The organism is Pseudoalteromonas undina (assembly GCF_000238275.3).
In the GTDB taxonomy this organism is placed as follows: domain Bacteria; phylum Pseudomonadota; class Gammaproteobacteria; order Enterobacterales; family Alteromonadaceae; genus Pseudoalteromonas; species Pseudoalteromonas undina.
Map to the genome: position 1 here is coordinate 1,347,983 of NZ_AHCF03000003.1, position 21,621 is coordinate 1,369,603.

Sequence of the window (21,621 nt, forward strand, 5' to 3'; positions counted from 1 at the left end):
CTCTACTTTTTGTTAGCTAATGTGTCTTGCATTAATAATGCAGGGTCAAGGCGTTCACCTTGCCAATTAAATCGCCAATCTAAATGCGGCCCAGTTACACGGCCCGTAGCACCTATTTCAGCTACCTTTGTACCTTGTTCAATCTTCTGCCCTACTTTTACATCAAGCTTACTTAAATGAATATAAGTAGAAGTAACCCCATGCCCATGATCTAAAATCAAAGTACCACCAGAGTAATATAAATCTGGTTCAGCAAATACTACCGTCCCGCTGATCGGAGCATACACAGGTGAACCTGTTTTGTTTGCTATATCTAAACCAAAGTGTGGCCTGCGAGGTTCGCCATTGAAGTAACGTTGGCTACCATAAACACCTGAAATGCGTCCTTTTGCAGGCCTAAGTACTGGCTGTAAAAAGTATTCTAAATCAGAGTTAACAGCCCGTGCTTTTCGTACTGCGATCGCTTCACGGCTAATACGTTCACTTACCGCTTTTGGCGGCGATACGTATTTTTTAGCAACACCGGTAATTTTATCTATATCGTAATCGCGAAGAGTAATAACTAAATCTTGGCTGTGGCTTTTACCGGTTTTATCTACCCAGCTTAATGTATGTACAGGTTTTGCATCACGGCCAAAACCAAATACAAATAACCCATTATCAGCAAGTTTTAACGACTTACCATTGAGGGTTACCGACTTAGCGTTATCTAATTGCCCTGTTACTAGGCCGCCTTGAGTTAAATGCCCTTTTAGCTCAAGCGCTATAGCACTAAAGCTAGTTGATACAATTAACGCCGAAACGAATAAGGATTTAAGCATAACTAATCGACCCCTTTCCAACACCTTCATAGGCGATAATTTTGACGTCTTTTTCTGGGTGCTCTAATTTCACTTGGCTGGCAATATAGTCAGCAATACATTCTACCGTGGTATCAATTGGTAAAATGTCGCAACGTGATTCACTAATAGCCATTTCAAAGTAACCTTGCGCCGCAGTATACGCAAAACAAACATCATCACTTTTAGCTGAGATATGTTTTAATTCAGAGGCGTTTATTTGATCTTCGCTAGATGCTAAGTAAATATCACGCCATTTATCAGCCCACTGTTTTTGCAAACGAGGCATAGAAATACCGCCAAGGCTTATACCAATTTGTGAGCGATGACCATGAATAATACGCTGGCAATTACCGTCATGCTTTTTAAGGCCATGGCTATAGTGGTAATAAAAGCTCTGATTGTGCTCAGGCTTTAACACCAACTCAATCTTTTCAATATTATCAGGAAGCTGTGGCAGTATTGTGGCAACTAAGTACTCTGTTACTGATTCAACGTTAATCTCATCAGTATCTATTAAGCAATATGCTTGATGAGGCGCACTCATTGCAAGGTGCTTGTTATCAGCAAATGTACAATCTAATGTTTTGTGATCAGCAAACTCGTTGATGCTGCCGTTTATGTTGTTAGGAACAGCTAAACGGTGATCTATACACTCATCAATAATGCCTTTAATTTGCTTTTTAACTAAGCCAAAGTCTAAAACCATAGACTCTTCGTTTAGTTTGCCATGTAAAGTCAAATCAACAATCCAACTTTCGCCAACTGCACCGCGTTTATTGCATAAGTAAGAAAAATCAATCACAGTGAGTGAGTTAACAAAAAGGGTCATAAATTTCCTTTAAACTGATTAAAAGTCAGTCCCAATTATAATGATTTCTGTTAGTAATTGCGCGGTTTAATCATACTAAAATCAGTTGCATTTACTGATTGCTTATAATTAAACCATTTTTTAACTGCTCCGAGTTGTTTAGCGTACAAGTGTACGCTAAAGTACGGGGCAATTTCTAAGCAAAGATAAAGTGTTATGGAACCTAAAAATAGCTATACAAAAGAAGATTTGATCCTTTGTGGTCAAGGTGAAATGTTTGGTGAAGGAAATTGTCGTTTGCCAAGTGACAACATGTTAATGATGGATCGTATCATTTCAATTACCGATGACGGTGGTGAACATGGTAAAGGTCAAATAGTTGCAGAGCTAGATATCGATCCTAGCCTTTGGTTTTTCGACTGTCATTTTAAAGGCGACCCAGTAATGCCTGGTTGTTTAGGCTTAGATGCTATGTGGCAACTTGTGGGCTTTTTCTTAGGTTGGTCTGGTGGTCCTGGTCTTGGTCGTGCACTCGGTGTAGGTGAAGTTAAATTTACCGGTCAAATATTGCCAACAGCTAAAAAAGTAACCTACCGTCTAGACATGAAACGCGTTATTAAGCGTAAATTGTTTATGGGTATGGCTGATGGAACCGTAGAAGTAGATGGCCGCGTGATCTACGAAGCAAAAGATTTAAAGGTAGGCTTGTTCCAAGATACCAGCGCGTTTTAAGTTTAAAACACGCAACAAAAAGGCCTCCATTTGGAGGCCTTTTTGCTTTAATTCGTTATGAGTTTATGTTTTATACATATTGCGATTTTCTATTGCCTCGCGCCAACCACCAAGCCACTCAGACTTAGGATCAACTTGTTGATAAGGGCAGTGCTCTTTTGAGCGACCAGCTAAACCTGCTTTAAAACCTTGAGAATGAGCTCTTTCTAAACGATCTCTTTTCTGTCTCTTCATCGGTAAAATCCTCACCTTTATATTTATATTTTTGTAGCATAAAGTTCATCTACATTTAATAAATAGCCAACAAAAATGTTTAATTCAAACACAAAATACAATTAATTTGTTTGACTTTAACTAAGCTGCTGATGCAATGATAAATTAATTAAAAAATAAATTTACTGCTCAAACTTAATCAACTTTAACCTATATAACTTTATTTAAATGTTCCGACATATCGGCTCAAAAACACATAAGTGTCATATTTGTGACTGGCAACATAAGCTAAAGTTCCTCATTAATTTGTAATCGAAAAATGAACAGATTTCGTTGTTTTAAAAAGATTGCAAATAAACACTTGATTATTTAAAACCGATCGGTCTAATATAAGTTATGAATAAAATATCAGCAGTTACAAATAGGCGTGGCCGCCCACCCAAAATAGCCAGAGACAACGCAGACACTAAAGCGTTGCTCCTTCGTGTGGGATTAGAAACCCTCACTGAGTTTGGTTTTAGTGCCACAGGGCTCGACACCATATTAAAAAAAGCCAAAGTCCCTAAGGGCTCGTTTTATCATTACTTTAAAAATAAAGAAGCATTTGGCTTAGCTTTGGTTGATGCGTACGACACGTTTTTTATAGCTAAACTTAAGTTTTATTTAGAGCAACCTGAAGTACCGCCCCTAGAACGCATTGTTAACTTTACCCAAAGTGCTATAGCTGGGATGCAAAAATATGATTACAAACGCGGTTGTTTAGTAGGCAATTTAAACCAAGAACTCAATCATTTAAGTGACGAGTTTAAAATACGCCTAATGCAGAGTTACCATGCTTGGCAAGCACAGTTAACACAGTGCTTAGACTTGGCTCAACAGCAACACACTATTAAAGCTGATATTGATACCACACAAATGAGTGAATTTTTTTGGATTGGTTGGGAAGGCGCAGTAATGCGAGCTAAACTAACACAATCAAGCAAGCCACTGACTTTATACACAGAAATGTTTTTACGCACATTACTCAAATGATGCATTTTTTATTATCAATTTAAAGACGATCGGTCTAAAAGGAAATCTAATGAGCAATCCTATTAAAGCTATTGTTATAGACAAGCAAGACGACGACTACAGTGCCAATTTAAGCAGCATAAACAGTGATGATTTACCAAACGAAAATGTATTAATTGACGTACTGTACAGTACCCTAAATTACAAAGATGGCTTAGCCATTACTGGCAAAGGTCCTGTAGTTCGCAGCTTCCCTATGGTACCTGGCATTGATTTAGTGGGTACAGTTACTAACAGCGACAGTGAAGAATTTAAAGCTGGCGATAAGGTGATTTTAAATGGCTTTGGTGTTGGCGAAAAACATTGGGGTGGCCTAGCCCAAAAAGCGGCTCTTAGCAGCGATTGGTTAATTCCCCTACCTGCCAACTTATCAGCTAAACAAGCTATGCAAATTGGTACTGCCGGTTACACAGCAATGTTGAGCGTGATTGCCCTTGAAAAACAAGGGATCACCCCTGACTCAGGTGAAGTGTTAGTCACCGGTGCCAATGGTGGCGTAGGCAGTTTTGCTATTTATTTACTAAGCCAGCTAGGTTATCAAGTAACCGCAGCAACAGGTCGCATGGAACAAGCTGACTATTTAAAATCATTAGGTGCAACTAATGTAATTGATAGGAACGAGTTTTCAAACCCAGGTAAACCACTGCAAAAAGAACGCTTTGCTGCTGCCATTGATTCTGTAGGGAGTCACACACTTGCTAATATTTGTGCCTCACTTAAATACGGTGGCGTAGTAACAGCTTGTGGGCTTGCACAAGGTATGGATTTGCCAGCGTCTGTTGCGCCATTTATTTTACGTGGTATTTCTTTAATGGGTATTGATAGCGTAATGCGCCCTAAAGCGGACCGTGTTGAAGCATGGGATCGTTTAGCATCCCTAGTTAGTAGCGATTACTTAGATAAAATTTCGACCGAAATCACACTTGATCAGGTTATTGAAAATGCTGAACAGCTCATGCAGGGCCAAATTCGTGGTCGTGTTGTGGTTAATTGTCAAAGTTAAGCATTTTTGCTATTAAACTCTCGTTATTAAATTTATAATACTGGCCGTATTTTTAATAACGAGAGAACACCTATGAGCAACCAAGAACTTTTCAGTAATAACCCACTGCAAGGCGTTAAATTAGAGCAAGTGGTTGAAGAACTGGTTGAGCAATATGGGTGGGAACTCCTGCATGCCTACTTACAACTCAACTGCTTTAAAAATAACCCTGACATTAAATCTGCGGTTAAATTTTTACGTAAAACCGAGTGGGCACAGCAAAAAGTAGATAATTTCTATTTGTACCGCCTAAAAAACTTACCACGCCCAGATGACGTACAATACGAACTGCCTCCACGAGACCGTATTATCCCTGAAGGCGATAAACCAGGTGAACCATGCGAGTTAAGCTTTTCTGATGCTAAGCGTATTCAAGAGAAAAAAGCAGCCAAGCAACGTGCCCGTACTCGTAAACAACGTTCAAATTCAAGTAACCCTTGGGGTAACTAAGCTAATTTCATAAAAGAGCTAACTTTATTGTTAGCTTTTTTTGTTTATTGAGGAAATTAATAGCCTCGGTGTTTCCAAAAATCATCTTCTGTTTTGGTCTGTTCATTAGTTAGATTAAATGTTTTATCAGCAATGACTTTTCCTGCTAATGATAAGGTCATACGCCAGTTACCTATTTTATCTTCTATAGGCTCCCACACGGTGTCGCCTAAATAAAACGACCAATCGTTATCTTTAACATATACATTCCCCTCAAAAGGCTGCATCACTTCGCCATCGGCATCTATAATACCGGGGTGATAAATACAATAATGTAGCTTTTCGCCTTTGGCTTTTTTGATATTTACTATTAGGCCAAATTCCACATCAATACACGCGGTTACCTTTGTGGTGAATTGCGTGATTTGTGGTAACGATTTACTGGCTTTGTCCCAGTTGGAATATATACCGTAACTTTCTAATGTAATTTGTGGTTTAGATTTTGCCATTTAACTTTCTATTTTTTCTTTCTATTGTTAAGCCACCAGCCTCAGCGAGTGACTTATTAATTAAGTAGTTGTTTTGGATTTTTAGGATAATAATTGCTGGGTTGCTGCTCGCATAAACTAAACTCGCGAGTATTTTTATACGGCAACTTCATAAAACCAGCGACCCCAACATCAGTTATATTAACCGCGTACTGCATGAGTTTATTTAGCAAACGTTTAAATTCAACTTCTTTACTAGCATCGAGTAATCGATAGTAATGGTGAATTTTCATCCTATCTGGTAGTGCTTCAAAAATAATACAACCCGTATGATGTATCTGGTTTAGCTCAAATACACATTTAATCACCTTTTTAGGCAGTTGCAGTTGTTCATCGGGATCTTTACCATCTTCAAAATATGAGTGCGGACGGGTTACCTCGCTGGCTTTTACATTAACCACTTCATAGTCAAGCTCAGGTAACTGGTTAAATTTGAACGCACCGGTGCCATCGCGTTCTAACTGAATTGTTTTGCGGGCATCAAATAAACAACACTTAAATAAGCCTTTTTGACTAATCGCTTGTGCCAGCATTACAGTATTATTTACCGCATCAGTAAACGCGGTGGCTAAAGCTTCATCGTGCATAATAAGTGATGACTCAACATACAAAGAATCATCTTTCCAATGAAAACTCAGTCCCCCTACTACCGGGTATTTCGCTAAGCGACTAATTGACGCTAAAAACGCTTTTTCGGTATCCCCAGTATCAAACAAAAATTCTTTGTAATACCTATCTAACTGGGCATCGTTTACATCGAGTAATTGCTGTTTATGGTCGGCTTGGCGTAAAAATTGTTTTCGGGAACTATATACAACGGTTTCGGGCTCAGGATCTTGGCTAAACCAAAAAGGAATGCGTGCTTTAGTGTCTTGCTTTGGTAGCTCTGGTAAAAATGCTTTTGCCATAGTTTCTATGTTACGCATAAAATAGTCGCCGGCTTTATCCCTTACACTACGCTCTTTTGAAAGCATGCCGTCAATTACATTCGCAAGCTCTTTTGGTAGCATTAAACTACTGGCCGGAATAGCCTGAGCGCCAAATCGACAAGACTGAGCCGATGCAAGTGCATACAACGTTGATGCAACCCCCTGCTCATCAAAACGAGGGGATGACTTTTCGCCAGACATTTGCGCATCACCAATAAAATACACATCACCCATTCGCGCGTTAGTGGTGCTTAAATCACCCGACATTAAATCCATAAAATTACTGGCAATAGGGTTACCTTGTTCATCTACTTGGGCATATACCGAGCTTCCCCAATCAACCAATGAAAGCTGCTTGGCTTTTTCATCCCACACCAAGTTAGAGGGTTTAATATCGCCATGCACAATAGGTTGAGGGCTTAATCCATTTTTATGATGGCGTAAATCAAGCAACACATTTCTCAATTTTACCGCTAAGTTCATTATTTTTGCAGCAGATAGCCGCCCTTGCTTAAGTGATACTTTTTCAAGGTCTTCACCTACTGCACGGGCCATCATTAAAATGCCCTGTTTTTTAATCCGCTCAAAGCCATAAAATTTTGGTATTAGCGGATTATCAATTTGAGACAGCATATACGCTTCGTCTTCAAGGCGATCTCGCACACTTTGTGCCAGCGTTATTCTTGAAAATTTAAACACCCACGGCAGGCCATGTTCATCATCACCCGCAAAAACAAAGCCAAACGCACCAGAGCCAATCATTTCAACATTTTTATAACCAAGTAGTGTTAGCTGTTTAATACAAATGTTAAGCCATTGGCGATGCTTTTTAGCATCACGGTGCGATAACAAATAAACAGACTGTTCTTCGTTAATATAAAAGTTGCGAATTTCTTTTGCTTTCAATGCATGTACTCAAAATAATAAGGTGTAAAAACGCCCTTCGATTATTAGTTTTATATAAAGAGATTACAATAGCTTATAGCTTTGTTTTTATCTGCAGTTATAAATATGATTGATAAAAACATAAATAATAAAAAATATTGCATCCAATATCCTGTTCTGGCCGTTGCTTAATGACATCTAGTTAAAGAATAATGATTTAAAGGACTTTAAGCGTGAAGAAACTAGCATTTATAACATTAGGAATTTTACCGTTTAGTTATGCACAAGCAAGCATAGAGAAATTAACCGTTTACGGACACAGAGATAGCCTAATTGGCGAGTCTATTAGTGCCTCAAGCGGTATTATTGGGCAAGGCGAGATTCAACAACGTCCTATGTTAAGAAGTGCAGAATTGTTGGAACTGATCCCAGGTATGGCAGTAACTCAACATAGTGGCTCAGGAAAAGCGAATCAATACTTTATAAGGGGCTTTAATTTAGATCACGGAACAGATTTCGCCACTAATATTGATGGTATGCCAATAAATTTACCTAGCCATGGGCACGGTCAAGGCTATACCGATTTAAATTTTATTATTCCAGAATCTATATCAAGCATTAATTATCAGAAAGGATCTTATAGCGCTACCCAAGGAGACTTTTCATCAGCTGGGAGCGCAAATTTTAATCTTATAGATACACTAACTCATCAACAAGTAAGTCTTAGTATTGGAGAAGATAACTACAAGCGAGCCACAGTACTCGCTTCAACTGATGTTACAAAAGGTAAACTAATGGCCGCAGCTGAGTGGCAAGGATACTCCGGTCCATGGGATGATATTAATGAAGCTGTTAATAAAAAAAACGCACTCCTTCGATATGTTGGCAAAGCATTTAATGGCGATTTTACCCTCAGTGCTATGGCCTATCACAACAGCTGGAATTCAGCTGACCAAATCCCTAAGCGCGCAGTTTCTCAAGGGTTAATTTCTCAGCTTGGCTCTTTAGATACGTCATTAGGTGGCAATTCTAGCCGCTATAGTTTATCGACCGTTTGGCAAGGTGAAAACCTAAAGGTAAATGCATACGCAATAAGTTATGACTTAGATTTATACTCAAATTTTAGCTATTTTTTAAATGATCCTGTTAATGGCGATCAATTTAACCAAAAAGACAGTCGTAAAGTATATGGTGGCGAATTTAATTATCAGCTTGATACCAAAATGCTAGCTATTAACATGCAACATACGGCAGGGTTAGCACTTCATCATACCAACATTGATAACGTTGGCTTATATAACACAAAAAAAAGAAAGCGATTATCTACAGTAAGACAAGACGATTTAAATCAAACTAGTTACTCAGCCCATTGGGGATCAAAGCTTTTTTTAAGTACCAATCTAGAAGCAAGCTTAGGTATTCGATACGACTACTATAACGTTGATGTTAATAGCAATATTTCAGCTAATTCGGGTAGTCAAAACGATGATTTAGTGAGTTTAAAAGCTAGTTTAAACTACCAATTTACCGATTTAGTAGCCGCCTATGCTAATTGGGGTCAGTCATTTCATTCAAATGATGCTCGTGGAGCAACAATTAATGTAGACCCTGTTACATTAGATAAATCAGAGCAAGTAGATTTACTGGTAAAAAGTGAAGGCGCTGAAATTGGTTTAAGGTTTGCTGAACCAAAAACATTTAACTTATCGGCTGCATTATGGTGGTTAAACCTCGACTCAGAACTTCTATTTGTTGGCGATGCAGGTAATACAGAGCCTAGTGATGCCTCTGAGCGCTATGGTATAGAGATGAGCGCCTATTATTGGGTTAATAATAGTTTTAGTCTTGATGCTGAAGCATCATTTACCCACTCTCGTTTAAGCATAAATAATGTCAAAAACTATATAGAAGGTGCAGTACCCGTTGTCGCAAGCGCTGGCTTAAATTGGCATTTAACAGAACAATGGCAGTCATCGTTACGTATTCGCCATATAGGTAAACGCACATTAACAAGCGACGGAGAAAAACGCTCGGAGCCATTAACCGTAGTTAATAGCTCTATAAGTTATCAGCAAACTCATTGGCAAGTAGAGTTTGAGTTACTGAATTTATTTAACAGCAGAGACCATGATATTGATTATTATTATTCATCGCGCTTACCTAATGAGCCCATTGATGGTGTTGAAGATAATCACTTTCACCCTATAGAGCCAAGAACTGCCCGATTAAGTTTTAGCTTATTATTTTAAATTCCGCCTATGACAATAAAAACGAATGAAAATGATTTATAGAGCGAAAATAACAGAAAAAAGTAACTATATCGTTGTTATTTGCTGTTTCACCGTATCCTACTTAACTACAGTAGGCTAAATAAGGTAAAACACCCCTTTAAATTATTCTTAGGTTAAAAAATGAAACGTATTATAAAAGCCTCTTCAATCGCGCTTGCACTGGGTATGTGTATTAATGCACAAGCAGCAGACTTTAATTTTTCTACAAAAGTAGACAGCGACGCAAATACGCTGGTTGTATTTTATAGCCAAGATGGCAGCAACAGCCAATTTAAAACACTTGATAAACAATTTGATGGCCAATTACAACGTGTTATCGATATAGAAAACTTCACTGGCGATTACGCAAAAGTCGCGCAACTTGTCGCGCCTAGTAAAAGTAACTACAGCCGTATTTTGGTTGTAGGTACAGGTAAAGCAGACGAATTAAATAAAGCAAAAGCGGCTAAGTTAGGCGGTAATATTCATGCTCGCCTAGTTAAAGCTAAAGTAGGCACTGCCAGTGTTATTTTTGATGATGTAACGGGTGCAAATGATAATGCTGCGCTTGCTGCTAATTTTGCCCACGGTGCAAACCTACGCGATCACCGTTTTGAAAACTACAAAAAAAAACCAAGCACTGAAACAGTTAGCTATACGTTTGATGTTGATAACACCAAGCAAACTCGCAAGCTTTACAGCCAATTAGAGAGTATTCAAGCAGGTGTATTTTTAGCACGCGATTTAACCTCAGAAGTGGCTACAGAAATGACACCGGTTGATTTTGCCAATGCAGCAAAAGAATTAGCGTCGTTAGGGGTTACTATCAAAGTGTTAGAGCCTAAAGAACTAAAAGAACTAGGCATGGGCGCATTAGAAGCTGTGGGTAGAGGTAGCCAGCAAGGTGCACGTTTAGTAGTTGCTCATTATAAAGGTTCTGACGCTGCCCCTATTGCCCTTGTTGGTAAAGGCATTACGTTCGACTCAGGTGGTTACAGCATTAAAACCGGCGCGTCTATTGCACGTATGAAATCAGACATGGCCGGTGCTGCTGCAGTGCTTGGTACTGTAAAAGCAATGGCGTTAGCTAAAGCAGATAAAAACGTAGTAGCTGTTATGGGCATGGCAGCTAATATGGTATCGCAATTTGCTGTAGCGCCGGGCGATGTTGTTCGCACCGCTGAAAGCTTAAGTGTAGAAATTTTAAATACCGATGCTGAAGGTCGTTTAGTACTAAGTGATGCAATGTGGTATGCACGTGAGCACTACAAACCAGAGATCATGATTGATGTTGCAACCTTAACGGGTTCTAAAATTCGTGCTGTTGGTAATGAATACGCAGCGGTATTCTCTGATGATGACACACTAGTATCGCAACTTACCCTTGCAGGTAAACAAGTAAACGAAAACCTATGGCGCTTACCATTAGGTTATAAAGATATGTTGAAGTCTGACATTGCTGATATAACAAATGTAGGTTCAGGTGGCCCTGGTGCAACCACAGCCGCTACTTTCTTAGAGCATTTTGCTGGCGACACCCGTTGGGTGCATATCGATATTGCAGGTAATGCCTTAGTGAAAAAAGGTAAAGATGAGCTATCACCAGGGGGAACGGGGTTTGGTGTTCGCTTATTAAGCGAATGGTTATTAGCTAACTAATTGTTTATTAATACTAATAAAAGCGCCAAAGTAGGTTTACTACTTTGGCGCTTTTTGTACGAAAACAGTTTTATAGAGCTCAATACATCACTATTAATAAATCCTTAAAAGTGTGTTTATTATTTGATTTTGTTTGATTTATAATCAAAGATAGAAGGAACAATTAGTAACGAGGTCAAAGGAATGAAAATAACCTACCTGCTCTACAGCATTTTTTATTTAAGCATTTGTTTTCTTTTCTATTTTGAACAGCTCTCCACCATTGCTGCAGCAATTATAGTGCTGTTATCTGCAATTTTTTATATAAAACCAGTAAAATCTGAATCAGCAAATAACAATTCGTCACTAGGTGCCGTGCAGTCGTTCAATAACAAAATTGCACAAAACATTACCAAAGCCACCTCAAAAAATGCCATAGGCGCAGCTGAAGTGTCATTTTATGTTGATAGCTTATCTAAAGAAATAGACGCCTGTTATAAAGAAAGTGAAACTGTCGGGCGTGCCACACACGAGCTTTCACAAAATAGTACTGAACTCAGTGACAGCATGACCACTATTAATCAAGCAATGGTACAAACAGCGCAAGCCTCAAGCTCTGCCGATAGCCGCTTACAAACGGCCACCAGCCAAATTGATTCGTTATCAGGCTCTATAGATAAAGTGGCCCAGCAATTAGATTTATTATTAAAAAGTGCCAGTGATATACAAAGCATTACCCAAGTTATTCAAAACATTGCAGAGCAAACCAATCTACTTGCTTTAAATGCAGCCATAGAGGCCGCTCGTGCAGGTGAGCAAGGTCGTGGTTTTGCGGTTGTTGCCGACGAAGTGCGTAACCTTGCAAATAAAACCAATGAAGCAACCAAACAAATTGCTGACATGCTCACAGACATTAACGCCAACAGTATAAAAACCAATGAAGATATGAAGCAGGTTTCACAGCAAAGTATTTCTGTAAAATCAGAGCTTGAAAACGTGACTCAATCCTTTTTAACAATTAACCAAGATATTGGTGCCTCATCTACCGCGCTTGATAGTATGCATCAGTCTGTTTCTGCATTTCAGCATGCAACCACACAAATAAATAGCTCAGTCACTAGCATCAGTAGTTTATTGGGCGAAGTTACTAAAAAAGGCAGTACAATTTCTCAGCAAGCGTCTTCTTTATCGCTGGGATCAGAATCAATATTTAGAGAGCTTGAAAACATAGAGTATGACGCATTCTTTAAACCAATTCTGATATCGGCTAAACACGCCAGTAAAGCAATTGGCGAATGTTTTGAGGGTTGGATCCAAAGCGGAAAAATAACCCAGCAACAACTTTTTTCGCAAAACTATAAACCCATCGAGAATACTAATCCAACCAAGTACACAACCGATTACGATAAACTTACAGATCAATCACTGCCGGCTATTCAAGAACCAATTCTGGAAAATAAAGACATAATTTTTGCAGGAGCCGTTGATACTAAGGGCTACTTTCCTACTCATAACAAACGCTATAGCCAAGCCCTAACCGGTAACTTTGAAAAAGATTTAGTAAACAACCGTACTAAACGTATTTTTAATGACCCGACAGGAATTCGCTGTGGTAGCCACACCGAAAGCTTTTTATTACAAACCTATAAACGTGATACCGGTGAAATACTGCATGACCTCTCGGTGCCAATTTATGTAAACGGTAAACATTGGGGCGGGTTTAGAATTGGGTTTAAAAGTACAAATCATTAATTCATATAAAAAGGGAGACACATGGTCTCCCTTTCTATATGTGATGTGTTTATTTTTTAGAAAACAGCATACGTTTAAAGGTGTTATCAGCCAAAATGTAATGATGAAATAATGCAGCCGCCGCATGTAAGCCTATTACGTAATAACCAACTTCGCCCGCTGTTTCGTGTATTTCTTTAATGGTTTTACCCAGCTCTTTGTTTTCACTTGCCAATGGAGGCAACTCTAAACCAAAAAATGGCACAGGTTTACCTGCCATACTTAATATTAACCAACCCGCAATTGGCATAGCAAACATAAACACATACAGCGCAAGGTGTACAAATTTAGCTAACTTATCTTGCCACTTTGCAGGCTCAGGGTGTATAGCTGGTACCGAGCCGCCCACTACACGCGCAACTACCCTCACGCTTACTAAAGCTAAAACCGATAAACCCAACATAAAATGCCACATTTTAAAGGCATCACGGGTTTCAGTGCCTTTATCAAATAATTCGCGAAGTTCAATACTACCGTACACAGTCACAATTAAAATAAACATCAACCAATGCAAAGCAACAGAGAGTGTATTGTAATGAGTATCTGTATTTTTAAAATTCATAATACCTCCTAATAAACGCATTAAAGTTAAAAGCTCACTTATGCATATGAGTACATGTATACAGGCTAACCTTTAATCATTCACAGTTTAATGATCTGAAACATAGAATGAGTTAATAAGTCAGTTCAATAGTTTAATGATTCTGGAATTTAAGTATTAGTTATAATAACTGAGCAAGCTTAAAATAAACTTAAATAATAGGCATAAAAAAACGGCAACCTTAAGTTACCGTTTTAAAAATCAACGTGTTTTAGAAATAATAAACAGCAGCAAATGAAAGAGTATCGAGAACGACGAGTGATTTAGACTAGCTAAAGGTAGCAGAATTGGTTCTTATGATGTCTGAAGTCAAGATTTGACCCCATTGGTTTTTTTAGCGCATGAAATACGCGTGGGCTACCATAGGTTTGATGATTTACATTGAACACGTGCTTTATCATCAACAACAAATTAGCATCTGACAGCACTCTAGCTGACACTGTACGCTCACGCCAAGCATAAAACCCACTACGCGAAACATTAAGCCAAGAACACAAGCATTTGACGCCTAAAGCTTGTCCGAACTTTTTGATGAATCCAAATCGTTCTGATGTACTTCCGCCAGATACCGTTGCCACTTTTTTAGCAGGTCATTCTCCTGCTTAAGGCGCTCATTTTCTTTCTTAAGCTTTTGAATGTTATTTAACTCTTTTTTTGTTGGGAGTTTACTCATTGTTTCGTTGTTGCTTTGATAGCGCGGTGCGTTTTTAAACTTACCTTCTCGATACTCTTTTCGCCAACGACTCAGCATTAACGGATGAATATCTAGCGCCTCGGCAACGTCCTTTGACAAGACATCGTCTCGTAAGCTTAGTTCGACTGCTTTGACTTTAAAATTAACGGGATAAAACCATGTCTTTCTAGGTTAGGTATATCTAGGCATTTTAGCCTCCTCAAAGTAATGAGGAGGTGTCCACTAAAACGGGTGAGGAGCATTGTCCTTTTAAACGACTTGTTATGTCGCGGTTTGCTCAACTTTTTCAATTACTTTTGTCGATAGTTTAGCCATTATTTTTTTAATAAAGTTTGGCTTTTTATGCGTTTCTGGGACAAGTTCAACTAAAGAGATAAAACTAACCCCTTTACTTTTTAGAACGTCAAATGATTTTTGATCATGATTGCAAAGGTTTCTCGCCTTATCCTGTCTTTGTTGTTCTGTATTTCCCTTAACTAAGGGCAAGTATTTATCTAAGTTTGTATATGGGTTTTCTAGCTTTTTATCAAAAAACACCTGATACAATAGCAGCCAATATTGGTCGATATCAAAGAGGCTCAATTGAAGAATACTTTTACAAAACACGACAACTTTTTGTTGGTGCGGTGTAAATAAATACAAAGTAGTGATAGCAATAACATCACCAGTCTTTATAATTTTATCCGCCATTTCATCGCTTAATGTTGCCGAGTAATATTTAGCAATATAGAAAAGACACCAAACCATACCATCCGAGTTTTTATTAATTATGCACTCAGTTAGGGTAAAAATAAGTGACTTATAATAACTATCGTTAGGTTTTCTTGTCGCAACTGAAAGTAGATCGCCAATCAATGGTAACAAAATCGGATAATGCATTGTTAAGTTTATAGAGTAATCAAGCAAAGCAATTTTGGCTTTTGGGGTAGCTTTGTTTATTAATGATTTCAATGTAAATTTAAGGATGCTACCACCTGAGTTTTTTTCCTGAAGATCGAGGGCATAGTCGAGCATTTTTATACAATAAAATTCATTCACTTTCTTACGTTGGCTAATTCTTGAGCCAAGGTCCGAAACCCAGTCAGCAGCTGTGGGCTTAGGAAGTTTTTTGATTTCGGTTTTCTTTATGTTTAAAAGCAAACCGTATACAGATAAAAATTCCGACAGATCTCTTATGAAAGATTCTGATTCTTCGTATGTTGAGCAAAAAGCTGTGTAATCATCGATAAATCTATAAAACTCATAACCTTTGCCTTTAAGAAGTTTGTCCACCTCATATAATATGATTTCACTTATGATATTTGATGTCCCTGGCCCTATAGCTACTCCTGTAGTCTCATTCCTTTTCATCATCCTTTGATGTTGGTCTAGTTCATTCTCAAAACCACCATTTTGGTTTATTTTTGCAGCTTGCACGCCCAAAAGTGCCCATGGTATAGAATGAGTGTAAATACTTGGGTAAAAATTTGAAATATCGGAATGTACGATAAATTTTTTACCTTTACAGGAATCATTATATCTCTTTGTTTTACGTTTGGATTGTTCGTAAGTCATTACAATAATTCGACCATCTTTATGTTTTAACGGTCGAATTATGCTGTTTTCATTGTTTTCAATATGACTGAGGGAATCCCAGTTTTCAGTTATGGTATTTACCAAATGTGCGTAAGGTAAAGGGTGAGGAATGGATATTTTACGATGGACATTATTAAATCTAGTTACGTTAAATGACAAATCATCATATCCACCACTTCGTAGTTTTATTGCTACTAATTCATCAGCAATGTCCGCACTAAAAGCACCGGAATTGAATATTGATGGTAATTCTTCATTTCTGTTTTTTTGAAGTGGGAAGTAATTTGATTTAAGAAGTCCTTCTTTCACAAACTTTGAGTCTATCATCCGATCCCTCTGTAGCGACATAACAGCTTATTGAACACCACTTTGGGGAGTTATAGCACCCCAAAACGGCGTATATTACATTGCTCAATAATTCCACTAAATAACTTCAATGTAAACAAGTTATTACGCAAGTTATAAAATTATCGTTGTTAAAATACACCAAAACGACTTTTAATAATGTTCTTGGGCAAAACACCGCACACTGTCTAAATATACAGTATTCTTTTTTAAGTTGAATATCGTTTATGAAATCTCTGTTTCTAACCATGGTTAAATTATAATGGTGCGATTTAAAACAAAAAAGCACAGCTCAAAGAGCTGTGCTTTCAATAATTAAATTAGAGCTGACAAGTTATAAACGTATGCCGCCGTCTATCTCTACTACACGGCCAGTGAAAAAGTCGTTTTCGATAATATACTGAGCAGTATGGGCTATTTCAGCGGTTTCACCTAAGCGCCCTACGGGTGTTACTGCTAGCATGCGCTGTTTAGCTTCTGGCTTCATTACATCGGTCATCGCGGTGCTAATAACACCTGGGGCAATAGCGCCAACGCGAATACCAAAACGGCCAAGCTCTTTTGCCCATGTAGTGGTTAGTGCCACAACACCTGCTTTTGAGGCAGCATAGTTAGTTTGGCCAATATTACCCGCACGCGCTACGCTTGACATATTTACAATTACGCCGCCTTTGCCTGATTCAATCATGTGGCTAGCCGCTTCGCGCCCTGCTAAAAATACACCTGTTAAGTTAACGTCAATTACTGATTGAAATTGATCAAGCGACATTTTTTTTACCACTTTGCCGTCTTTGGCTTTTATAAACATACCATCGCGTAAAATGCCGGCGTTATTAATTAATACCCCAATGTGACCAAAGTCACTGTTAATGGTATTAAATACGTCTTCAACTTCGCTCTCAACGGTTACATTAGCGCTGTAGCCTTTAATAGTGCCTGTTACGCCTGCTAATGCAGATAGTTGCTCGGTTGCTTCATTTAATTGGGCTTGCGCCATATCAATTAAGGCAATATTAGCGCCCATTAAGGCAAACTTTTGCGCCATTGCAAAACCTAAGCCTTGTGCGCCACCGGTAATAACTACGGTATTATTATTTATTTCCACAATACTTTCCTACTTCGAAAACAATTTAAAAATGGCACTAAAATCATCACTGCCTGCACCTTGGTGCTGCATCATAGTGTATAAATTTTTAGCCATTGAGCCCATTGGCGTTAGTGAATTACTCTGCTGCGCCGCCTCCATAGCAAGGCCTAAGTCTTTAGCCATTAAATCAACCATAAAGCCGGGTTTATAGTCGTTACTAGCTGGTGCGGTTTCCATAACACCTGGGCAGGGGTTATAAAGTTCTAACGTCCAGTTACGACCCGAACTTACGCTCATTATGTCACTGAGTACTTTTGCATCGAGACCGTTATTAATGCCCATTTGAATAGCTTCACTGGTACCCGCCATTAAAATACTCAACAGCATATTGTTACATATTTTAGCAACTTGCCCTGCACCAATATCACCAGCATGGAATATGTTTTTACCCATATCGACTAATACAGTATTGGCTTTATCGAATGCAGTTTGCTCACCACCCACAATAAACGTAAGCGTACCCGCTGTTGCCCCTGCTACACCACCCGATACAGGTGCATCAACAAACGCAATACCTTGCTCGCTTAGGGCATGACCTACATCACGAGCCGATTGTGCATCTATTGTTGAACAATCAATCACTAAGGTACTTTTACTTAGTACTTTAATTAAACCCGATTGCTCGTCTGTGCCTAAATAAAGTGATTTAACATGTTTACTTGCCGGTAGCATGCTAATTAGCACATCAGCCTCGTGCGCACAGTCACTTGCGCTTTGCGCCGAACTAGCCCCATGATTCACAAGCTCTTTAACGGCCTCTGCACTTAAGTCAAAAACGCGCACACTGTGACCTGCTTTAACTAAGTTTGCTGCCATTGGGCCGCCCATATTTCCTAAACCAATAAATCCTATATTAAGTTTACTCATCGCTTTACCCTTGTAAATTTAGTTGTGAAAAGTACGGCTCTAGCGGATGTTGCTCGCCAAAGCGATTTGCAAAAAAGCTCTCTACTACTTCGCTTGGCACATTAGCTAAGGTTTTAAACTGCCACTGTGGCGTACCGTCTTTATCGATTAGTAAGGCACGTACACCCTCTTGAAACTCGCCCACTTCGCCAGCACGAACCGACATGCCCAATTCCATTTTAAAACAGTCAGCTAAGTTTTTGCCTTTGCTATGTTTAAGCTGCTCACTCACTAAAGCACAACTTAATGGGCAACCATGCGTCAACGATTTTTGTGCACGTTGTAGCCATTTGTCATCTGTGGTTAGGTTTAAAATGTAATCTACCTGCTGCTGTAACGTGTCAAACTCGCCTAACTTTTGAATTAGCGATAAGTTGGCTTTTAAATTGCCTTTAGGCATACGGCTAGAGTTGTTATCTAACTCAATAAGCAAGTTACTTAGCTTGTCGTGGTTTAAACTTGCTGTTTTACCCCATTTAGTATTGAGTAACGCTTCAACAAGCTCTGGGTATTTATCGGCATTTATAAAGTGGTCGGCAAGCGATACAAGCTTAGCGTCTTCACAATTTATAGATGCCGAGGTCAGCCCTAAAAACAAACCAACATGGGCGGGCATTTTATGTAAAAAATAACTGCCGCCTACATCAGGGTAAAGCCCAATGGTTTGCTCTGGCATGGCAATGCGTGATGTTTCGGTAACCACACGATGGCTCGCACCGGCCATTAAACCTAAACCGCCGCCCATTACAATACCGTTACCCCAGACTAAAATGGGTTTGTTGTAGCAATGAATAAGGTAATCCAGCTGATACTCTTGAGTAAAAAACTCTTCAACCAGTAAGCTCGGTTTACCTTCACTCATTGCTGTGTGCAAGCTCACTACATCGCCACCGGCACAAAATGCTTTTTCACCTGCGCCTTTAAGAACCACTAATGCAATGTTATCGTCTTTGTCCCATTGCTGTAGTTGTGGCTCGAGCAAGCTGATCATCTCAAAATTTAACGCGTTTAATGACTTAGGCGCGTTAAGCGTAGCAAAACCAATGAGTCGGCCATTGTCTGTGGTTGCCGTTTCAAATACCACGGCAGCATCAGCTGAATTTAAACGGGTTAATTCACTCATTAGCCATTCACCCAATTAGCTTTGCGTTTTTCTAAAAAGGCGTTCACGCCCTCTTGCTGATCTTCGGTATCAAATAAACCAACAAACAGTTCACGTTCCAGTGGCAATGCATTCGCCATAGGTTGATGACGCCCTTTTTGAATCAGCGTTTTACATGCAGCAACCGACGATGGACTTTGCTCTGCCACTTGGTTTGCTAGTTTTTGTGCTGCAGCAAAGCTTTCACCTTGTGCAACTACTTCTTCCACTAAGCCAATTTGCAGCGCTTTATCGGCTTTTAAGCGTTCACCGCATAAAATCATACGTTTTGCCCAGCCTTCACCCACTAGCCATGCTAAGTTTTGCGTTCCACCAGCACAGGGTAATAAACCCACTTTTGCTTCAGGCAATGCCATTTGTGCTTGCTCTTCGGCAATACGAATATCACAAGCAAGCGCTACTTCAAGCCCGCCCCCCATTGCATAGCCATTAATGGCTGCAACCGACACACCTCTAAAATTAGTTAGCGCTTCAAACGCTTCACCAAATACACATGACATATCTGCGGCGACACCTTTGTCGCCACTGGCAAATACATTTAGGTCGGCACCGGCGCTAAAAAACTTCTCGCCTTCACCAGTCAGTACTAATGCATAAATATTTTGATTGGTGTTGAGCTGATTAACTGTGTCTTTAAGCGCCACTAAGGTGTCTTTCGTCCAGGTATTCGCTGGCGGATTCGACATAGTTAAAATAGCAACATGACCTTCAATAGTTAATTCAATGCTAGGATTTGACATACTAATCTCCTTATAAAACTTCGCTGGCTGATTCGGCTAGGATACGACGTGCAATAATCACGCGCATAATTTCGTTAGTGCCTTCTAGAATTTGATGAACACGTACATCGCGTACGTGGCGTTCAAGTGGGTATTCTTTTATGTAACCATAGCCACCATGAATTTGCAGCGCATCGTTACACACAGTAAAACCAACATCGGTTGCAAAGCGTTTAGCCATAGCACAATAAGTGGTTTTTTCGCTGTCGTTAGTATCAAGTTTAAACGCAGCGAGTCGAACCATTTGGCGAGCTGCTACAAGCTCGGTATTCATATCGGCAATTTTAAATTGTAGCGCTTGAAATGCTGCCAATGGCTTACCAAATTGGGTACGCTCTTTTAAATACTCACGTGCGGTATTAAGTGCCGCTTGTGCAGTACCGATAGAACAAGTTGCAATATTAATACGGCCGCCATCTAAGCCTTGCATGGCAAACTTAAAGCCTTCGCCTTCTTGTCCTAACAAGTTTGCTGCTGGAATTCGTACATCTTCAAAACTGATTAAGCGTGTTGGCTGGGCATTCCAACCCATTTTTTCTTCTGCTTTGCCGTACTCAATACCTTTGGCATCTGCTGGTACAACAAACGCTGAAATGCCACTTGGGCCATCTGCCCCTGTACGTGCCATTACCACTAAAATTTCTGTTTCACCGGCGCCTGAAATAAACATTTTTGAGCCGTTAATAACATACTCATCGCCATCACGAACTGCTTTAGTTTTTAATGACGCAGCATCAGAGCCAGAGCCTGGCTCAGTTAAACAGTACGATGCCAGTAATTCGCCCATTACCAATTGCTCAACGTATTTGTCTTTTACTGCATCGGTGCCAAAGCTTGCGATCATCCAGGTTGCCATATTATGAATGGTCAGCATAGCTGTAGTTGCTGTACAACCCAGTGCAAGTTGCTCAAAAATAATGCTTGAATCTAAACGAGATAAACCTAAGCCACCGGCTTCTTCTGGTGTGTATAAGCCACAAAAACCAAGCTCACCAGCGGCTTTAATTGTGTCTTTTGGGAAAATATGTTCGCGATCCCACTTAGCTGCATGTGGTGCTAGTTCAGATTCTGCGAATTGGCGCGCCGTTTGCGCAAAAGCTTGTTGATCTTCAGATAAGTTAAAGTCCATGGTAGACCTCTTGTTGTGTTTTGTTTGTTGTCGGTGCATCCCATAACGGGAATTATTAGTGAGGAGCGACAACATTAAGTGTTGT

General features: G+C 39.4%; 19 protein-coding genes and 1 pseudogene. 7 read left to right on the plus strand and 13 right to left on the minus strand.

Features of this window, described 5'->3' with window-relative positions:
* Positions 1-2 precede the first annotated feature (2 nt).
* Both PUND_RS09920 and PUND_RS09925 read right to left on the minus strand, forming a co-directional pair.
* Positions 3-821 carry a M23 family metallopeptidase gene (locus PUND_RS09920; protein WP_010389978.1) on the minus strand — a complete coding sequence of 273 codons (819 nt, stop codon included), beginning with the start codon at positions 819-821 and terminating at the stop codon, positions 3-5.
* Positions 814-1,671 (minus strand): 6-carboxytetrahydropterin synthase, encoded by an 858-nt coding sequence (locus PUND_RS09925; protein WP_010389977.1) that lies wholly within the window; start codon positions 1,669-1,671, stop codon positions 814-816. Before PUND_RS09925 ends, PUND_RS09920 begins: the two co-directional genes overlap by 8 nt.
* A gap of 195 nt (positions 1,672-1,866) precedes the next feature.
* Here PUND_RS09925 and fabA point away from each other — a divergent pair, with 195 nt between their 5' ends.
* Entirely contained in the window at positions 1,867-2,382 is a 516-nt protein-coding gene (gene fabA, locus PUND_RS09930; RefSeq protein WP_010389976.1) for a bifunctional 3-hydroxydecanoyl-ACP dehydratase/trans-2-decenoyl-ACP isomerase, read from the plus strand.
* Between the two features lie 63 nt (positions 2,383-2,445).
* Here fabA and rmf read toward each other — a convergent pair whose 3' ends face one another.
* Positions 2,446-2,616, minus strand: a complete 171-nt coding sequence (gene rmf, locus PUND_RS09935) for a ribosome modulation factor (protein WP_008114656.1) — start codon at positions 2,614-2,616, stop codon at positions 2,446-2,448.
* Positions 2,617-2,991: 375 nt separating this feature from the next.
* Between rmf and acuR the strand changes: the two genes are divergently transcribed.
* From acuR to PUND_RS09950, 3 genes are all read left to right on the plus strand, one after another.
* Positions 2,992-3,627 (plus strand): acrylate utilization transcriptional regulator AcuR, encoded by a 636-nt coding sequence (gene acuR / locus PUND_RS09940; RefSeq protein ID WP_010389973.1) that lies wholly within the window; start codon positions 2,992-2,994, stop codon positions 3,625-3,627.
* Between the two features lie 49 nt (positions 3,628-3,676).
* Positions 3,677-4,669 (plus strand): acrylyl-CoA reductase (NADPH), encoded by a 993-nt coding sequence (gene acuI / locus PUND_RS09945; protein WP_010389972.1) that lies wholly within the window; start codon positions 3,677-3,679, stop codon positions 4,667-4,669.
* Between the two features lie 72 nt (positions 4,670-4,741).
* A complete protein-coding gene (locus PUND_RS09950) occupies positions 4,742-5,158 on the plus strand; it encodes a VF530 family protein (protein ID WP_008114664.1) in 417 nt (138 codons plus the stop codon).
* Between the two features lie 56 nt (positions 5,159-5,214).
* On the opposite strand, the gene PUND_RS09955 is transcribed toward PUND_RS09950, so the two are convergent.
* Complete coding sequence (locus PUND_RS09955) at positions 5,215-5,646, minus strand: DUF3859 domain-containing protein (protein ID WP_010389971.1); 432 nt, start codon at positions 5,644-5,646, stop codon at positions 5,215-5,217.
* Positions 5,647-5,702: 56 nt separating this feature from the next.
* The gene (locus PUND_RS09960) at positions 5,703-7,520 is read right to left on the minus strand and encodes a protein kinase domain-containing protein (protein WP_010389970.1); all 1,818 of its coding nucleotides are present in this window, start codon (positions 7,518-7,520) and stop codon (positions 5,703-5,705) included.
* A 212-nt stretch (positions 7,521-7,732) separates the two neighbouring features.
* On the opposite strand from PUND_RS09960, the gene PUND_RS09965 reads away from it, so the two are divergent.
* The 3 genes from PUND_RS09965 (at position 7,733) to PUND_RS09975 (ending at position 13,159) form a co-directional block, all read left to right on the plus strand.
* Entirely contained in the window at positions 7,733-9,748 is a 2,016-nt protein-coding gene (locus PUND_RS09965; RefSeq protein ID WP_010389969.1) for a TonB-dependent receptor, read from the plus strand.
* A 162-nt stretch (positions 9,749-9,910) separates the two neighbouring features.
* A complete protein-coding gene (locus tag PUND_RS09970; RefSeq protein WP_010389968.1) occupies positions 9,911-11,428 on the plus strand; it encodes a leucyl aminopeptidase in 1,518 nt (505 codons plus the stop codon).
* Between the two features lie 183 nt (positions 11,429-11,611).
* Positions 11,612-13,159 (plus strand): methyl-accepting chemotaxis protein, encoded by a 1,548-nt coding sequence (locus PUND_RS09975; protein WP_010389966.1) that lies wholly within the window; start codon positions 11,612-11,614, stop codon positions 13,157-13,159.
* Between the two features lie 49 nt (positions 13,160-13,208).
* On the opposite strand, the gene PUND_RS09980 is transcribed toward PUND_RS09975, so the two are convergent.
* The 8 genes and pseudogenes from PUND_RS09980 to PUND_RS10015 form a co-directional block, all read right to left on the minus strand.
* Entirely contained in the window at positions 13,209-13,760 is a 552-nt protein-coding gene (locus PUND_RS09980; protein WP_010389965.1) for a cytochrome b, read from the minus strand.
* Between the two features lie 368 nt (positions 13,761-14,128).
* Positions 14,129-14,682: pseudogene (locus PUND_RS09985) on the minus strand (transposase); the annotation flags it as partial.
* 72 nt (positions 14,683-14,754) lie between these two features.
* Positions 14,755-16,395, minus strand: a complete 1,641-nt coding sequence (gene drt4, locus PUND_RS09990) for an antiviral reverse transcriptase Drt4 (RefSeq protein WP_010389960.1) — start codon at positions 16,393-16,395, stop codon at positions 14,755-14,757.
* A 352-nt stretch (positions 16,396-16,747) separates the two neighbouring features.
* Positions 16,748-17,518 carry an SDR family oxidoreductase gene (locus tag PUND_RS09995; protein WP_010389959.1) on the minus strand — a complete coding sequence of 257 codons (771 nt, stop codon included), beginning with the start codon at positions 17,516-17,518 and terminating at the stop codon, positions 16,748-16,750.
* 9 nt (positions 17,519-17,527) lie between these two features.
* Complete coding sequence (gene mmsB / locus PUND_RS10000) at positions 17,528-18,427, minus strand: 3-hydroxyisobutyrate dehydrogenase (RefSeq protein ID WP_010389958.1); 900 nt, start codon at positions 18,425-18,427, stop codon at positions 17,528-17,530.
* 4 nt (positions 18,428-18,431) lie between these two features.
* Positions 18,432-19,589: an enoyl-CoA hydratase/isomerase family protein gene (locus tag PUND_RS10005; RefSeq protein ID WP_010389957.1), complete on the minus strand. Its 1,158-nt coding sequence runs from the start codon at positions 19,587-19,589 to the stop codon at positions 18,432-18,434.
* Complete coding sequence (locus PUND_RS10010; RefSeq protein ID WP_010389956.1) at positions 19,589-20,368, minus strand: enoyl-CoA hydratase; 780 nt, start codon at positions 20,366-20,368, stop codon at positions 19,589-19,591. Before PUND_RS10010 ends, PUND_RS10005 begins: the two co-directional genes overlap by 1 nt.
* A gap of 10 nt (positions 20,369-20,378) precedes the next feature.
* Positions 20,379-21,536, minus strand: a complete 1,158-nt coding sequence (locus tag PUND_RS10015; RefSeq protein ID WP_010389955.1) for an acyl-CoA dehydrogenase family protein — start codon at positions 21,534-21,536, stop codon at positions 20,379-20,381.
* Positions 21,537-21,621 lie beyond the last annotated feature (85 nt).

Coding starts and splice junctions, on each gene's coding strand:
- PUND_RS09920 (WP_010389978.1), bottom strand. CDS start 821: ATGCTTAAATCCTTATTCGTTTCGGCGTTAATTGTATCAACTAGCTTT.
- PUND_RS09925 (WP_010389977.1), bottom strand. CDS start 1,671: ATGACCCTTTTTGTTAACTCACTCACTGTGATTGATTTTTCTTACTTA.
- fabA (WP_010389976.1), top strand. CDS start 1,867: ATGGAACCTAAAAATAGCTATACAAAAGAAGATTTGATCCTTTGTGGT.
- rmf (WP_008114656.1), bottom strand. CDS start 2,616: ATGAAGAGACAGAAAAGAGATCGTTTAGAAAGAGCTCATTCTCAAGGT.
- acuR (WP_010389973.1), top strand. CDS start 2,992: ATGAATAAAATATCAGCAGTTACAAATAGGCGTGGCCGCCCACCCAAA.
- acuI (WP_010389972.1), top strand. CDS start 3,677: ATGAGCAATCCTATTAAAGCTATTGTTATAGACAAGCAAGACGACGAC.
- PUND_RS09950 (WP_008114664.1), top strand. CDS start 4,742: ATGAGCAACCAAGAACTTTTCAGTAATAACCCACTGCAAGGCGTTAAA.
- PUND_RS09955 (WP_010389971.1), bottom strand. CDS start 5,646: ATGGCAAAATCTAAACCACAAATTACATTAGAAAGTTACGGTATATAT.
- PUND_RS09970 (WP_010389968.1), top strand. CDS start 9,911: ATGAAACGTATTATAAAAGCCTCTTCAATCGCGCTTGCACTGGGTATG.
- PUND_RS09975 (WP_010389966.1), top strand. CDS start 11,612: ATGAAAATAACCTACCTGCTCTACAGCATTTTTTATTTAAGCATTTGT.
- PUND_RS09980 (WP_010389965.1), bottom strand. CDS start 13,760: ATGAATTTTAAAAATACAGATACTCATTACAATACACTCTCTGTTGCT.
- drt4 (WP_010389960.1), bottom strand. CDS start 16,395: ATGATAGACTCAAAGTTTGTGAAAGAAGGACTTCTTAAATCAAATTAC.
- mmsB (WP_010389958.1), bottom strand. CDS start 18,427: ATGAGTAAACTTAATATAGGATTTATTGGTTTAGGAAATATGGGCGGC.
- PUND_RS10005 (WP_010389957.1), bottom strand. CDS start 19,589: ATGAGTGAATTAACCCGTTTAAATTCAGCTGATGCTGCCGTGGTATTT.
- PUND_RS10010 (WP_010389956.1), bottom strand. CDS start 20,368: ATGTCAAATCCTAGCATTGAATTAACTATTGAAGGTCATGTTGCTATT.
- PUND_RS10015 (WP_010389955.1), bottom strand. CDS start 21,536: ATGGACTTTAACTTATCTGAAGATCAACAAGCTTTTGCGCAAACGGCG.